Origin of the sequence: Streptococcus oralis subsp. oralis, from assembly GCF_002096595.1 — a bacterium.
Classification (GTDB): domain Bacteria; phylum Bacillota; class Bacilli; order Lactobacillales; family Streptococcaceae; genus Streptococcus; species Streptococcus oralis_D.
Map to the genome: position 1 here is coordinate 1,040,416 of NZ_NCUR01000010.1, position 14,132 is coordinate 1,054,547.

Genomic DNA, 14,132 nt, shown 5'->3' on the forward strand with positions numbered 1-14,132 from the left:
ATTAATCGTTTCGACCAAAGATTCGTAAGATGCTAAGGAAGAGGTTGATAAAGTCTAGATAGATGCTGAGCGCCATTGAGATGACCCATCCTGTCGCTACTTGCCCTCGTGACTGCTCATAAACATAGCGAATCTTTTGGTTGTCCCAAGCAATCAAACCTGAGAAAACCAAGACCATGGCAATACTAATCATGTAGTCAAAGAAGCTATTGGCTAAAAATAGATTCACAACCATAGCAATGATGAGACCAACAAGCGCCGCCATCAAAGCTCGTCCCATTCCACTCAAATCTTTCTTAGTGAAAATTCCGATTGCCGCCATGACAAAGAATAGAAGGGCACTGGATACAAAAGCTGATAAGACGGTCCCAGGTGTATAGAAGGCTACGACAAAGCTGAGCGTAAAGCCATTTAAAACAGAATAAACTAAAAATACTGGGAGAGCTGCTGGGCTATTTTTTGCAGCCATGCTACTTGCAACAAAGACTAGAGCAAGTTCTGCAAAAGTTGCAATCATCAACCAGAGACGGCCATGCATTAAAAAGTAGACCAATTGGGACTGAAAGACTGTCAACATCAAAGCTGACACGAGAGCCGATAGACCTATTCCAAGTCCCACAAAGGCGTAAACCTTAGCGTAAAATTGATTGAGACCTGAACGTTCTTGAATAATCGTTTGATTCATTCTGATTCTCCTTTTTCTATAAATATGTCTTGATTATAACAAAGATTTTATAAATTAGCTGAAATAAAACATCAAAATGCCTGCTGCAACTGCTACGTTGAGACTTTCTGCTCGACCTTTCATACTAATATGAACCAGCTGATCAGCACTCTCAGCCATGACAGAACTAATCCCCTGCCCTTCATTTCCCATGACTAAAACAAAGTTCTCTAGTGAAGAAAGCTCACGATAATCCTTTGACTCTCTCGATAAGGTCGTTGCCAGAATGGGCAAATTGCTCTTCTTTGCCTCTTCTACAAAGCTGACAAGAGGCATACGATAGATAGGCAAATGAAAATGACTTCCTTGCATGGAACGCAGGGTCTTGAGACTGTATATATCTGCTGACTTGTCTGAAACAATAACCCCTGTAAAACCTGCCGCATCCGCCGTCCGAATCATGGTGCCCACATTACCAGGATCTTGAACATCTTCTAAAAATAGAAACTTGCCCTGATGGAGATCAGGCAGTCCCACTTCTTCTTTTTGAATCACTGCAACAATGCCTTGAGGAGTTTGCGTATCTGCCAAATCTAGCAAAATCTCCTCTGAAACCCAAATAGTTTGAGGAAAAGCAACTAGCTGATCTCGGTAACTTTCTAGGGCAAAGACCTTTTCAATCGTCACTCCTGCTTGAACAGCTTCTTCGAATAAGTGCCAGCCTTCAATCAAATAAGCAGACTTTCGATATTTTTTTTGATGTAATTTCTTGGCATTTTTTACCACAGAATTGGCTTTTGAGGTTATAATAGTCATAGAAATATTATAACACAATCAAAGGGGTTTTGTATGCAAAAGGTTAGAATGATTGCCCAAGGCAGGGTGCAGGGTGTTGGTTTTCGTTGGGGTGTTGTTACTTTAGCTCTTGAAATCGGTGGCATCACTGGTCGTGTCTGGAATAACGACGATGGCACAGTGGAAATTCTTGCTCAGGCAGACTCCTCTGCCACTATGGCAAAATTTATCCAAGAAATCCGAAAAGGTCCGACACCTTTTTCAAAAGTTACCTATCTAGATGTACAAATGAGCAACTTTTCATCCTATTCGGACTTCAAAGTCGCAAATTAGGTCTCTAGAACTATTGTATATTTTACAAAAAAACAGTAGAATAGAAAGGTATAATTTTTAAAGAAGGAATGAAAACATTGAAATCTATTAAACGTTTTGCCCTCTCTGCTATGGGAGTGGCTATGCTACTCGTCTTGTCAGGCTGTGTCCAAGTAGACAAAGCAACAGGACAACCCACAGGATTGATTTGGAATACCATCGGAGCACCTATGGCTGAAGCTATCAAGTACTTCGCTACTGATAAAGGTCTAGGCTTTGGTGTGGCTATCATCATCGTAACCATCATCGTGCGCTTGATTATCTTGCCACTTGGTATCTACCAATCATGGAAGGCAACGCTTCACTCTGAAAAGATGAATGCCCTCAAACACGTGCTTGAACCACATCAAACACGTCTCAAAGAAGCAACCACTCAAGAAGAAAAACTAGAAGCACAACAAGCTCTCTTTGCAGCTCAGAAAGAACATGGCATTAGCATGTTCGGTGGTGTAGGATGTTTCCCTATCCTCATTCAAATGCCTTTCTTCTCTGCTATCTACTTTGCAGCCCAATACACTGACGGGGTAGCTAGCTCTACCTTCTTGGGTATCGATCTTGGTTCACCAAGTCTGCTCCTTGTCGCCTTCGCTGGTATCCTCTACTATCTCCAATCACTCCTTTCACTTCATGGAGTAGAAGATGAGATGCAAAGAGAACAGCTCAAGAGAATGATTTACATGAGCCCACTCATGATTGTCGTCTTCTCCTTCTTCGCACCAGCAAGTGTGACACTTTACTGGGTTGTCGGTGGTTTCATGATGATTCTCCAACAATTCATCGTTAACTATGTTGTTCGTCCAAAACTTCGCAAAAAAGTTCGTGAAGAATTTGCCAAAAATCCACCAAAAGCACGTTCATTTTCAACTGGAGGCGGGCGCAAAGATGTCACTCCTGACCAAGCAACTGCGATCATGACTAATAAGAAACATAAAAAACGCAATGCTGGTAAACAACATTCTAGAAAATAAGAAAAAAAGCTTAGCTGAAAGGCTAGGCTTTTTATGCATCACAAAAACCCGATGTCTCCATCAGGCTTCTTTTTTATCCATGAACACGTTTCATGTAATCTTGGTAACTTTCTGTATCCATCAATTCCTTGGCATTCTTGACACGGTCTGCTGTTGGAGGTTTGACCCCTTCGAGCGAATAAGGAATTCCTAGTTCACGCCACTTGAATTCTCCCATCGTATGATAAGGCAAGATTTCAAACTTATCAACGTTTTTGAGGGTTTTGACGAATTTACCAAGTTCGATCAAGTCCTCATCTCTGTCTGTCAATCCCGGAACCAGCACATGGCGAATCCAAACAGGCTTCCCAATATCTGACAGGTACTGGGCACAGGCCAAGATATTTTTATTGGTTTGACTTGTGACAATCTTGTGCTGTTCTTCGTTGATTTCCTTGATATCCAGGAGAACCAAGTCTGTCACCGCCATGAGTTTATTAAATTTTTCGAGATAACGTGGTTTATTACGGAACGGAAGGGCACAGGTATCCAAGGTACAGTGGATTCCTTTTTCCTTGGCCTTGGTAAAGAGGGCAATTAGGAAATCAATCTGTAAGAGTGCTTCTCCACCACTAACAGTGATTCCTCCCTTGTCTCCCCAGAAACCACGGTAGCGAAGGGCTTCTGTCAAGACATCGTCTACTGTCCGTTCGCGTGATTTATTGGTCTCCATAGCCCATGTATCAGGGTTATGACAGTACTGGCAACGCATGTGACAGCCCTGCAAAAAGACAATAAACCGAATCCCAGGGCCATCTACCGCCCCAAAACTCTCTGTCGAATGCACCATTCCTGTCACTTGTCCATAGTCAATTGTTTCTTCAGACATATCGTCACCTTCCTTGAAACCGTTTTATAGTTTTATTATATCACGAGTAAGGTGAAAAACAAGGTTTTTTTGTCTATTTTTTTAGAAAGCAATCTGTTTTTCACTTTCATTTTCAATTTCTTTTAATGATCCGATTCAAAATCAAAATCATACAAGGTTGCGAAATAGTCCTCAGGGCGCTCTGCACGGCGGATTTGGCGAGCTTTTCCTTCTTCGGTATAGAGGATTTCTGCCGAGCGTAGTTTGGCATTGTACTGGTAACCCATGGAGAATCCATGTGCACCTGTATCATGAATCACCAGCAAATCACCGATTTCTGTATGAGGCAGTTCGCGATTGACGGCAAATTTATCATTGTTTTCGCAGAGTGAACCGACCACATCTACCACCTCAACTGGTCCGTCTGGATGGGTCAGATTGGTGATATGGTGGTAGGCTCCATACATGGCTGGGCGCATGAGGTTGACTGCTGAGGCATCCACGCCCAGATAGGTACGATAGGTTTTTTTCTTATGAGTAACTCTTGTGACGAGAGCTCCATGAGGCGCCAACATAAAACGACCCAATTCGGTGAAAATCTTGACCTGACCAAGACCTGCTGGCATAAGGACTTCTTCATAAACCTTACGCACACCTTCACCAATCATCGCAATATCGTTTGGCTCCTGGTCTGGACGGTAATTGACACCAATACCGCCAGAAAGATTGATAAAGTCTAGCGAAATGCCCAACTTTTCCTTGATTTCAACAGCCAATTCAAAGAGCTGACGGGCCAACTCTGGATAATAGAGATGGGTGACAGTATTGGATGCTAGGAAAGAGTGAATCCCAAAGGTCTTGGCTCCTTTTTCCTTCAAAATCGCAAAGGCTTCAAAAAGCTGGTCCTTGGTCATGCCAAACTTGGCTTCTCCAGGATTGTCCATGATATCTGTTCCTAGTTCAAAAACGCCCCCAGGATTGTAACGACAAGAGATGATTTCTGGAATGCCTGCCGCTCGCTCCAGATGTTCAATGTCTTCAAAGGCATCCAAGTTAATGGTTGCGCCCAATTCACGCGCATAAGCGTACTCTTGGTCTGGCGTATTGTTTGAAGAGAACATAATCTCAGAGCCGGGAAAATCCAGTTTGTGGCTCATCAAGAGCTCTACATAACTAGAACAGTCCACACCACAACCTTCCTCTTGGAGGATTTTCAAGATGGCTGGAGTTGGAGTGGCCTTGACTGCAAAATATTCTTTAAAGCCCTTATTCCAAGAAAAGGCCCGGTTGACTGCTCGCGCTTTCTCGCGAATCCCCTTCTCGTCATATAAGTGAAAGGGAGTCGGGAACTCTGCAACAATTGTTTCTAAATCTTCTCGGCTGATAAATGGTGTTTTCATAAGCTTCCTTCTATTCTGTTTGCAAAGAAAGGCTGGGACAATCGTTCCAACCTTTAGTTCTATCTCTTATTTGTCTTCGTCAAAGATATTTCCAATCTCGACATCGATGGATTGGTTCTTGACATCAATATTGGTTACCTTCAAGAGTGACTTGTAATCAAACTGCTTTTCACGTTCTTCTTGGGCATTGTCTGCAAAGACTGCAACACCAGCCAACTCTGAATCAAACTCACGCAAGAGACTAATCATCCCGTTGACAGTTCCTCCGCCTTTCAAGAAGTCATCCACAATCAAGACACGACTGCCTGCCTTGAGACTACGTTTTGAAAGGAACATTTTTTCAATACGGTCGCCACTTGATCCTGATACATAGTTGACGCTGACTGTTGAACCTTCAGTAATTTTCAAATCACGACGCACAATGACAAATGGAACATTGAGGACATTGGCAACTGCATTTGCGAGTGGCACACCTTTTGTTGCTACTGTCATAACGGCATCGATTTTTTGGTCCATAAAGCTCTTGGCAATGATACGACCAATATTTTTCAAAATGGCAGGTGTACTGAGCAAATCAGACAGGTAGATATAGCCACCTGGCAAGATACGATCGCTTTCTGAAAGTTTGTCACGCAAGTCTGCGATCATTTCTTTAGCTTCATGGCTAGAGATGGATGGTGTAAAGATAACGCCACCACCTGCCCCAGTCACTGTCTGGATATGGCCGATTTCGATTTCCTCAAAGGCACGCTTGATAATCACGATGTCCTCTGAGATGGATGATTTAGCTGATTCGTACTTTTCTGCAAAGGTGTTGAGACTTGTTAGTTTGTATGGATTATTAATCAAATAGTTGGAAATGACAACCATTCGATCACTTCTTCTTAATTTCATTTTTATTTACCATTCCATTTAATTTTGATATTTTATCCATTATACCACATTCACATAAAAAAACGAACATTATTGTGTAAAAAATGCTCGTTTTTCTTAAATTATTAATCTAAATCTGGTTTATAGAAGGAACGATTGTCCATAGCGAAGATTTTATTGGTCATCTCTCCTTTATCCACCAAAGCAAGAGCTGTTGTCATCATCATCATGCTGGCATCGAGATTGTCAATCATGTGGATAATCTCTGCCTCCATAATGCGTGGACGGACTGGACTTCCATACTCTAGCAAGCCATGATGACTGAGGATGACATGGCGCAGTAACACCACTTCTTCTCTAGTATCATCGATGCCTAGTTCCATGACTGTCTTGGTAATTTCACTATCGATGAGAGCAATATGTCCAAGGAGATTGCCTCGCACTGTGTACTCCGTCTGATCAGGACCACTGAGTTCTAAAACCTTAGCCAAGTCGTGCAACATAATCCCCGCATAGAGCAGGCTCTTGTTGAGCTGAGGATAGATCTCACTAATAGCATCTGCTAAGCGCACCATGGTTGCTGTATGATAGGCCAAACCCGTCTCAAAGGCATGGTGGTTGGTCTTGGCAGCTGGATAGGAGTAGAATTCCTTATCATACTTGGTGTAGAGACTGCGAACGATACGCTGCCAGACAGGATTTTCAATCTTGAAAATCATTTGCGACATGTAGTCACGAATCTCCTTGACATCAACCGGCGATTTGACCTTGAAGTCAGCTGGATCATTGGGTTCCCCAGGCTGAGGCAAGCGGAGAGTGATTTGATTGACTTGAGGAGTGTTGTTATAAACTTCTCTGCGCCCCTGCATGTGGACTACTTTCCCTGCGGTAAAGGCCTCAACGTTATGAGGTTGGGCATCCCAGAGTTTTCCTTCAATCTCTCCACTATCGTCTTGGAAGGTAAAGGCTAGGTAGTTTTTCCCAGCTCGTGTCTGTCTCAGGTCAGCTGACTTAATCAGGTAAAAGCCTTCAAACAGCTCATCTTTTTTCATGTGACTAATCTTCATATTCTTCCTCATTTTCTTGGAAATGGAGTAGATCAAGCGCAGGCTCACCTTCTGATAACTCAATGTGGCGGAGCGTCCGCTCAATAGCTGTGGTGCGACGGTTTAATAATTCATCAATATTGCCAGAGGCATGTTGAAGATGTTTTTGTGCCTTGACCAAAATGCCTCCAAATTTGCCAAACTCGGTCTTGACACTAGCTAGGGTCTTGCTGATATGGTCAGCACTCTTCTGGATATTGAGAGTCTTGAAGCCAACTGATAGGGAATTGAGCAGGGCTGATAGGGTACTTGGTCCTGCAACGATAATCTGCTCCTCCCGTCTCAAATCATCAAAGAAGACCGGATTTCGAACGATTTCTGAATAAAGACCTTCTGTTGGAACAAACAAAACTCCAAAATTGGTCGTCCGAGGTGGCGCTATGTACTTGCTCTTGATATCCTTGGCAAAGCGCTTAACACTTGTTAGGAGTGACTTGCGACAACGTTCGATTTCGTCCTTATCGCCTGCTTCATAAACTTCTTCTAAGCGGTAATAATCTGCCAGTGGAAACTTGGAGTCAATCGGTAGGTAGACGTATTCCTGATCGCCTTGGCCAGGTAACTTGATAGCGTACTCCACTCGTTCACTGGAGTTTTCAACCGTTGCAAATTCTCGTTCGTACTGGGCAGGGGTCATGATGTCTTCGATGATTTGCCCCAGCAGCAACTCGCCCAGAATCCCTCGCGTCTTGGTTCCAGAGAGAACCTTGTTGAGGGCACCTACATCACGGGCAACCGTCTGCATTTCTCCCAAACCTCGATTGACAGACTCTAGTTGCTTAGAAACTGTCTCGAAGGAAGCCTGCAAGCGTGTCTGCAAGGTCTTTTCCAACTTTTCCTCGACTGTCTGGCGCATTTGTTCCAAACGTTGCTCATTTGATTCCTGTAAGGCTTGGAGACGTTGGTCGGTCTTGTCTCTGGTTTGCAAGAGATTATCTGTCATTTCTTGACGGACTTGAGTCAGGCCTTGGTGCAACTCCATTCGCACTTCTTGCAAACGATCGCTGACAGCCACTTCCAAATCTTTTTGATCTAGCTGATTGGCTTGCCTGGCTTGTTCAAAGCGATAATCCAGTTGATCTGAAAGATCGTCTGCCTGATCCTCCAAACTCTTGCTTAGGTGTTTCTCCTGCTTATCCTGCCTTTGCCAAATCAGAAAGAGACCAGCTAGATTGGCAATTAATAATAGTAATAATACAGTCTCCATCCTACCTCCTGTCCTTGCTATGCAGCACGACGACATAGCCATCTGGGCAAGTTACCGAAACTTCCCTATCTATATATTCGTTAGAAGTGTAAACTTTTTTAAAGAAAAAATTCTCCTCTGTCAACTCGTACTTGGCTCCGATAATGGTCAACTGACTATCCCTCACGGGCATAAAGGCTAGATAGTCATAGTCTGAACGTGGCTCTAGTTGACTGGTACCTTCTGGACAATAGGTAATCACATTTTGCCCATCCTCAATCTCTATCTGACTCATGTAAGGTGCTAATTTGGGATTGCTAGGAAGAAAGACATTGGCCAGCATATGGTCAATACGACCACCCAAAGCACCAAAAATAGTGACCTGAGCCTGGGGATTTTGCTCAAAGATGGTTAAGAGAGCCAATTCCAGATCTGTGTCATCCTTTTCTGGTTGGGCTTGGATAAAGCGCTGGGCTTGTTTTTGAATCAACTGATGTTCGTCTGCAGTTACCGAATCAAAATCCCCAACTGCTAGAGCCAGAGGAAGGTCTTCTTCCAAGATCCAGAGCGATCCTCGATCCACACCGACAAAGCAGTCAAAATCCGTTCGATAATGACCACGGTCTCCGCCTGCAAAAACGGCAACCCTAGTCCAGTTGTTTTCTGAGCGTTTGCACTCGTTCATTGACATCTCCCTTAAAGACATAAGATCCCGCTACAAAAACTGTTGCACCAGCTTCTTTGGCTTGAGCAATGGTTTGATCATCAATCCCACCATCCACTTCGATCTCAAAGTTCAAGCCTTTTTCCTCACGAAGGGCAACCAACTCACGTATCTTATCCATGGTCTCAGGTAGAAAGGCTTGCCCGCCGAAGCCAGGGTTAACCGTCATGACCAAAACTTGGTCAACTAGGTGAAGTACGTGTTTGATAACTTCAACCGGCGTACCAGGGTTAATGACAACAGAAGGTTTGACACCTAGAGAACGAATCTTTTGAAGAGCACCATGGATATGAGGCGTTGCTTCTACATGAATGCTGATGATATCTGCACCTGCACGCGCAAAGTCCTCTAAATGATGCTCTGGATTAGCTACCATCAAGTGGCAGTCAAAGACCATCTTGCTATGAGGACGAAGACTTTCGACCACACCTGCACCAAAGCTGATTTGTGGTACAAAGTGACCATCCATGATATCGATATGGGCATACTCTGCCCCAGTTGCTTCTAGGCGTTTGATTTCACGTTCAAAGTTGGCATAATCCGCTGCCAGAATTGACGGAGCAATCTTGTATTGAGACATAGGTTTCTCCTTATTTTGGAATTTTTTTACTGACTTTTTTATAGGTTTCTCTGCGATTTTCAATCTCACTGAGAAATTGCAGGTAGTTGTCAAAACGGAAGGATGCAATGATACCCTCTTCGACAGCCGGCTTAACCGCACAGGACGGTTCATGGGTATGGGTACAAGTACGGAATTTACAATCTCGACTGACACTGGCAATCTCTGGAAAGGCCTGATTGAGATCTTCAGCCGTTGACACTTCATAATCCAGTGATGAAAAGCCTGGTGTGTCCGCGATTTTACCCCCATTGAGGTTGTAAAAACTAACAGCTCGAGTGGTATGACGACCGCGACCCAGACTGTCTGAGATTTCTCCTGTTTCAAGATTGAGGTCTGGTGCGATTTTATTGAGAAGGGTTGATTTTCCAACGCCTGTCTGCCCCATAAAGACTGTAGTTTTGCCTGTTAACAAGGGCAGGAGTTCTTCCTTACTGGTCACAAAGTCATAGCCAATGGCACCGTAAGTCTGCTGGTAAAAATCCAGTTCTCCTCTATCTTCCAGCAAATCCATTTTAGAAATATAGACGATAGGATGGATGCCCTTGTGCTCCAAAAGAACCAAGAAACGATCCAGCAAATTGCTATTAAAGTCAGGTTCTTTAACGGACATGATCACCACAGCTTGGTCAATATTGACAATAGGTGGACGGACCAGACTGTTTTTCCGTTCGTGAATCTTGAGAATATAACCTTCTGAATTTTCCTCCGCAGAAAAATCTACCCAATCCCCAACATAGGGGGTATGACCTTTTTTACGAAAATTCCCACGTGCGCGTGTTTGATAGACCTGACCCTCACTCTCCACATAGTAGAAGCCCGCCAAGGCTTTAATGATTTGTCCCTTCATCTTAGAACCCTTGTCCTTTGAGCGCATCTGAAAGGCTAGCAAATTCTTCCAAGCTTAGTGCTTCCCCACGCACACTTGGTGACAAGCCTGCTTGGTCCAAAGCCTTGGTCAGCTTATCCTTGACTTCTTCGGTCTTGCCAAAGTAGCCTGTTAAGTTGTTCCACAAGGTCTTGCGACGATGAGTGAAACTAGCCTTGGATACCTTAAAGAAGAACTGTTCATCTTTCACTGCTACGGCTGGTTCTGGACGACGCACCATTTTCAAAATAGCCGAATCCACATTTGGTGCTGGCACAAAGACCGTACGAGGCACGATGAAGGCAACCTTGGCTGTCATATAATACTGCACAGCAATCGACAAACTACCGTAAGCCTTGGTATTGGGTTGGGCGGAGATACGATCCGCCACTTCTTTTTGCATCATGACGACAAACTCACTAAAAGGAATGCCACTCTCGATCAAGTGCATGAGAATAGGCGTCGTAATGTAGTAAGGCAAGTTGGCTACCACCTTAATGGGCAGGTCAGGATTTTTGAAATTCTGGATATGTTGCGCCAAGTCAACCTTAAGAATATCCTCATTGACTACAGTAACATTGTCAAAATCACGTAAAGTATCTGCTAGGATTGGTACTAAACGGTGGTCAATCTCAAAGGCCATGACTTGAGCTGCACGCTCAGCCAAAAACTCCGTCAAAGCACCAATACCTGGCCCGATTTCGATAACATTAACCTGGTCATCAATTTCAGCCGTATCGACGATTTTTTGAAGGATATTGGTATCCGTCAGGAAATTTTGCCCGAAGGACTTTTTAAAGGTAAAACCGTGACGCTCCAGCACTGCCTTAGTCACGCTATAATCTGCAATTCTCATTTATTCTCTTTTCTAATATAATATGCTTCCGGGGTATAATGATAGAGCAAAACAAATAAGGGAGTCTCAGTAATTCCTTCCAACATCTCTTTTAAGACCGCATCTGGATGAATAATCTCTCGTGTTTTGGTGAAATAAACACCTTGTTCCCCATTTCGATTACGGAGTTCCCAAGCGACATTGTTTCCTTGAACAGACGGCAAATAACGTTCCTTTTCTAGAAAGTCAAAAAATTCTTTCACCGTCATATCTTCAGGAATCTCAAATTCTGTCTCATGAGGCAATACATCGTCCCCCATACATACAGAATCTCTATCAACTCGAATTTTCATTTCGCACTGTCCTTATAAGTTTCTATTTTAACGCTATCAAAATAAATCTAAGTACCTCTATTGTAACACATTCCCTTTGTATTTTTGGGCTATCTGGTTATTGTTATCACTTTTCAGGACTCTCCAAACAGATTTCGATATCTAAATTTCTTTCCACTATTGAAGTAAGCATAAAATTTATTTTTCTAATTCTTTATAGATTGTCTCTTGAAAAGGTCAGTTGTTCAAGTAAGGAATAGAGTTTTGCTTGCTCCTCTTCTTCGTAAGCAGATCTATTTGCTTTTACTTTCCTGCATTTCTCATCATACAGAAAACCGTCATGGCCATCTTCTGTAGATAGGGCTGTGTAGACTTTGGCCATTTCTTCCGGGCTAATTGAAAATCTTGACTTGATTTTATACAAATTTTTCATAAAAGCGCTGAGGTGATCATAGCGGCGCATATCAACTTTGACATTGGTCACACGGATTGCCTGAACCTTGATACCTTTCCAATGTTTTCGCATATAAAGCGACAGCATCAACAAGGCCAGTTTGTTCTGATAATAGGTCTTGGCAGGACTATAATGTTTTTGACCAGCTAAATTTTCAAAATCAAGCTTCATGAAAGGATAAAGCATCAGCCCTTGGGAAGAAATATTAATAATCCGACCACTCTCAGTTTTTTCCAACAAACCTTTCAACAAGATAGACAGCAAGAAAGGGGCGGCAACATTGGTCGCAAATTGCTTTTCTAAACCATCCTTAGTCAGGATGGGCTTTTTGACTGACAAATCAAAGTCAGCCGCATTGTTAATTAAAATATCTAAAGTCTCTTCCTTTTGGATATACTTCTCTACTGCTTTCCTGATACTCTTCATATCAGATAGATCAACCAAGATATAATCTATATGCGGATTTCCTGTTTGTTGGCGGATTTTCTCACAGGCTTGCTCGGCAGCTTCTTTCCGTCGGCAAAATAGAGTTACTGACCATCCCTTTTCAGCCAATTGTTTTGCAGCCTGATAGCCAATACCACTATTGCCACCCGTAATAATTACTTTTTTCATTTCTTACTCCGTTAGTCTGAATACTTAGCCATCACTTCTTTCACTTCTGCCAAGGTTACTCCAAACAACTCCAACCGCTTGAGCAGCTGTTTCCCATTGGAATAGCCGATTCGGAGCTGTTCGCCTAGATACTCTCGGCGCCTACGACTGTCTGCTCCCGCTAAGAAACCTAGGCGAATCAAGTCACCACGACTGATGTCAAACTCGTTCTCGTTTTCAAATTGTTCTGTCACCTGAGCCAGCGCTGTTTTTAGGTCCTCATAGCTGGCGTGTTCAATCCCCAGAGAACGTCCCTTGGACTTAGATTTGGGAACAGCCTCATCTCGCTTGAGAAAGGCATGCTGAACTGTCGGAATGGCCGTCATAATCATGCGCCGAATCCGCTCCCCATTAAAATCTGGATCTGTAAAGACAATGACTCCATGCAGTTCATGCAGGCGCTGAATGCGTTCTATATCCTGGTCATTAATGGCAGAACCTCGTGTTTCATAGGTCTCCACATCAAAGTAACGTTTAAGATTGGCTGTATCATCCCGTCCTTCGACTACGATGACTTGGGAAATTTTTTCTTTCATCACTTGCTGTCCAATCCAAAGATACGCTCTGCATTTGCAGTTGTTACTGCGGCTAACTCCTCAGTAGTCATCCCGCGCAAGTCGGCGATAAAGTCCACCACATAGCGTGTATAGGCTGTTTTATTTTCGCGACCACGTTTAGGAACCGGAGCCAGGTAAGGGGCATCTGTCTCAACGAGGATTTTATCCAAAGGAAGTTCCCTAGCAACCTCTTGGATATCCGTCGCTTTCTTAAAGGTCACTACACCTGAGAAAGAAATAGTCATGCCAAGCTCGACAAACTTCTCAGCCCACTCCAAAGAGCCTGAAAATGAATGCATAATTCCACCACGAGGACCAACGCCCTCGCTCTTGATAATCTCATAAGTATCTTCTAGCGCATCACGAGTGTGGACCACAAAGGGCAAATTCAAGTCCTTAGACAGCTGAATCTGACGACGAAAAACCTGCTCCTGTACTTCCTTAGGTGCTGTCATCCAGTGATAGTCCAGACCAATCTCCCCCAAGGCAACAACCTTGGGATGTTTTAGCTTTTCAAGCAAGTAAGCTTCGACCTCATCTGTGTAAGTCCCTGCTTCCGTCGGATGCCAGCCAATAGTTGCGTAGAGTTGCTCATACTCATCTGCCAACTCTAGGGCTCGCTCAATGGTTGGCTTATCAAAACCAACAATATTCATCTGTGTCACACCCATCTCAGCAGCCAAGGCGATTTCTTCGGACTCACGTCCTGCAAATTCCTCTACATTTAAATGTGTGTGCGTATCAAAAATCATCTCTTCTAACCTCATTTTCTTCCATCTATTATACCAAAAATAGCATCCCTCGGCTTGTAAAAATATTCTAATACCAATCATTCTCCCTTGACTGCCCTTTTTCAAAGCAGTATAATAACACTTATT

At 43.4% G+C, this 14,132-nt stretch carries 17 protein-coding genes; 2 read left to right on the forward strand and 15 right to left on the reverse strand.

What is annotated here, in order from left to right:
- Position 1: 1 nt before the first annotated feature.
- Positions 2-685, reverse strand: coding sequence for a Bax inhibitor-1/YccA family protein (locus B7714_RS09460; protein ID WP_001076870.1), 684 nt, complete (start codon positions 683-685; stop codon positions 2-4).
- Positions 686-739: 54 nt separating this feature from the next.
- Complete coding sequence (locus B7714_RS09465; RefSeq protein WP_084860345.1) at positions 740-1,480, reverse strand: TrmH family RNA methyltransferase; 741 nt, start codon at positions 1,478-1,480, stop codon at positions 740-742.
- A 33-nt stretch (positions 1,481-1,513) separates the two neighbouring features.
- Between B7714_RS09465 and B7714_RS09470 the strand changes: the two genes are divergently transcribed.
- Positions 1,514-1,792 carry an acylphosphatase gene (locus tag B7714_RS09470; protein ID WP_001174609.1) on the forward strand — a complete coding sequence of 93 codons (279 nt, stop codon included), beginning with the start codon at positions 1,514-1,516 and terminating at the stop codon, positions 1,790-1,792.
- A gap of 77 nt (positions 1,793-1,869) precedes the next feature.
- Positions 1,870-2,799: a membrane protein insertase YidC gene (gene yidC / locus B7714_RS09475; RefSeq protein WP_084860392.1), complete on the forward strand. Its 930-nt coding sequence runs from the start codon at positions 1,870-1,872 to the stop codon at positions 2,797-2,799.
- A 73-nt stretch (positions 2,800-2,872) separates the two neighbouring features.
- Here the strand turns inward: yidC and pflA are convergent, their stop codons facing one another.
- The 13 genes from pflA to B7714_RS09540 form a co-directional block, all read right to left on the reverse strand.
- Positions 2,873-3,667, reverse strand: a complete 795-nt coding sequence (gene pflA / locus B7714_RS09480; protein ID WP_001288281.1) for a pyruvate formate-lyase-activating protein — start codon at positions 3,665-3,667, stop codon at positions 2,873-2,875.
- A 122-nt stretch (positions 3,668-3,789) separates the two neighbouring features.
- The gene (locus B7714_RS09485; RefSeq protein ID WP_084860346.1) at positions 3,790-5,046 is read right to left on the reverse strand and encodes a diaminopimelate decarboxylase; all 1,257 of its coding nucleotides are present in this window, start codon (positions 5,044-5,046) and stop codon (positions 3,790-3,792) included.
- A gap of 66 nt (positions 5,047-5,112) precedes the next feature.
- Positions 5,113-5,940, reverse strand: coding sequence for a pur operon repressor (gene purR, locus B7714_RS09490; RefSeq protein ID WP_002874197.1), 828 nt, complete (start codon positions 5,938-5,940; stop codon positions 5,113-5,115).
- A 104-nt stretch (positions 5,941-6,044) separates the two neighbouring features.
- Entirely contained in the window at positions 6,045-6,986 is a 942-nt protein-coding gene (locus tag B7714_RS09495) for a 3'-5' exoribonuclease YhaM family protein (RefSeq protein ID WP_084860347.1), read from the reverse strand.
- Positions 6,976-8,232 (reverse strand): DNA recombination protein RmuC, encoded by a 1,257-nt coding sequence (locus B7714_RS09500; RefSeq protein ID WP_162284817.1) that lies wholly within the window; start codon positions 8,230-8,232, stop codon positions 6,976-6,978. The genes B7714_RS09495 and B7714_RS09500 overlap by 11 nt, the downstream gene beginning before the upstream one ends.
- Position 8,233: 1 nt before the next feature.
- Positions 8,234-8,896 (reverse strand): thiamine diphosphokinase, encoded by a 663-nt coding sequence (locus B7714_RS09505; RefSeq protein ID WP_162284818.1) that lies wholly within the window; start codon positions 8,894-8,896, stop codon positions 8,234-8,236.
- Positions 8,859-9,515: a ribulose-phosphate 3-epimerase gene (gene rpe / locus B7714_RS09510; protein WP_084860351.1), complete on the reverse strand. Its 657-nt coding sequence runs from the start codon at positions 9,513-9,515 to the stop codon at positions 8,859-8,861. Before rpe ends, B7714_RS09505 begins: the two co-directional genes overlap by 38 nt.
- A gap of 10 nt (positions 9,516-9,525) precedes the next feature.
- On the reverse strand, positions 9,526-10,404 hold the full coding sequence (gene rsgA / locus B7714_RS09515; protein WP_084860352.1) for a ribosome small subunit-dependent GTPase A: 879 nt from the start codon (positions 10,402-10,404) through the stop codon (positions 9,526-9,528).
- Between the two features lies 1 nt (position 10,405).
- Entirely contained in the window at positions 10,406-11,278 is an 873-nt protein-coding gene (gene rsmA / locus B7714_RS09520) for a 16S rRNA (adenine(1518)-N(6)/adenine(1519)-N(6))-dimethyltransferase RsmA (RefSeq protein ID WP_084860353.1), read from the reverse strand.
- Positions 11,275-11,610 (reverse strand): hypothetical protein, encoded by a 336-nt coding sequence (locus B7714_RS09525; RefSeq protein WP_049479459.1) that lies wholly within the window; start codon positions 11,608-11,610, stop codon positions 11,275-11,277. Before B7714_RS09525 ends, rsmA begins: the two co-directional genes overlap by 4 nt.
- A 193-nt stretch (positions 11,611-11,803) precedes the next feature.
- Positions 11,804-12,658 carry an SDR family NAD(P)-dependent oxidoreductase gene (locus B7714_RS09530; protein WP_084860354.1) on the reverse strand — a complete coding sequence of 285 codons (855 nt, stop codon included), beginning with the start codon at positions 12,656-12,658 and terminating at the stop codon, positions 11,804-11,806.
- Between the two features lie 11 nt (positions 12,659-12,669).
- Positions 12,670-13,233, reverse strand: coding sequence for a ribonuclease M5 (gene rnmV / locus B7714_RS09535; protein WP_084860355.1), 564 nt, complete (start codon positions 13,231-13,233; stop codon positions 12,670-12,672).
- Positions 13,233-14,006, reverse strand: coding sequence for a TatD family hydrolase (locus tag B7714_RS09540; RefSeq protein WP_084860356.1), 774 nt, complete (start codon positions 14,004-14,006; stop codon positions 13,233-13,235). The genes rnmV and B7714_RS09540 overlap by 1 nt, the downstream gene beginning before the upstream one ends.
- Positions 14,007-14,132: the final 126 nt, after the last annotated feature.

Coding starts and splice junctions, on each gene's coding strand:
- B7714_RS09460 (WP_001076870.1), bottom strand. CDS start 685: ATGAATCAAACGATTATTCAAGAACGTTCAGGTCTCAATCAATTTTAC.
- B7714_RS09465 (WP_084860345.1), bottom strand. CDS start 1,480: ATGACTATTATAACCTCAAAAGCCAATTCTGTGGTAAAAAATGCCAAG.
- B7714_RS09470 (WP_001174609.1), top strand. CDS start 1,514: ATGCAAAAGGTTAGAATGATTGCCCAAGGCAGGGTGCAGGGTGTTGGT.
- pflA (WP_001288281.1), bottom strand. CDS start 3,667: ATGTCTGAAGAAACAATTGACTATGGACAAGTGACAGGAATGGTGCAT.
- B7714_RS09485 (WP_084860346.1), bottom strand. CDS start 5,046: ATGAAAACACCATTTATCAGCCGAGAAGATTTAGAAACAATTGTTGCA.
- purR (WP_002874197.1), bottom strand. CDS start 5,940: ATGAAATTAAGAAGAAGTGATCGAATGGTTGTCATTTCCAACTATTTG.
- B7714_RS09495 (WP_084860347.1), bottom strand. CDS start 6,986: ATGAAGATTAGTCACATGAAAAAAGATGAGCTGTTTGAAGGCTTTTAC.
- B7714_RS09500 (WP_162284817.1), bottom strand. CDS start 8,232: ATGGAGACTGTATTATTACTATTATTAATTGCCAATCTAGCTGGTCTC.
- B7714_RS09505 (WP_162284818.1), bottom strand. CDS start 8,896: ATGAACGAGTGCAAACGCTCAGAAAACAACTGGACTAGGGTTGCCGTT.
- rpe (WP_084860351.1), bottom strand. CDS start 9,515: ATGTCTCAATACAAGATTGCTCCGTCAATTCTGGCAGCGGATTATGCC.
- rsgA (WP_084860352.1), bottom strand. CDS start 10,404: ATGAAGGGACAAATCATTAAAGCCTTGGCGGGCTTCTACTATGTGGAG.
- rsmA (WP_084860353.1), bottom strand. CDS start 11,278: ATGAGAATTGCAGATTATAGCGTGACTAAGGCAGTGCTGGAGCGTCAC.
- B7714_RS09525 (WP_049479459.1), bottom strand. CDS start 11,610: ATGAAAATTCGAGTTGATAGAGATTCTGTATGTATGGGGGACGATGTA.
- B7714_RS09530 (WP_084860354.1), bottom strand. CDS start 12,658: ATGAAAAAAGTAATTATTACGGGTGGCAATAGTGGTATTGGCTATCAG.
- rnmV (WP_084860355.1), bottom strand. CDS start 13,233: ATGAAAGAAAAAATTTCCCAAGTCATCGTAGTCGAAGGACGGGATGAT.
- B7714_RS09540 (WP_084860356.1), bottom strand. CDS start 14,006: ATGATTTTTGATACGCACACACATTTAAATGTAGAGGAATTTGCAGGA.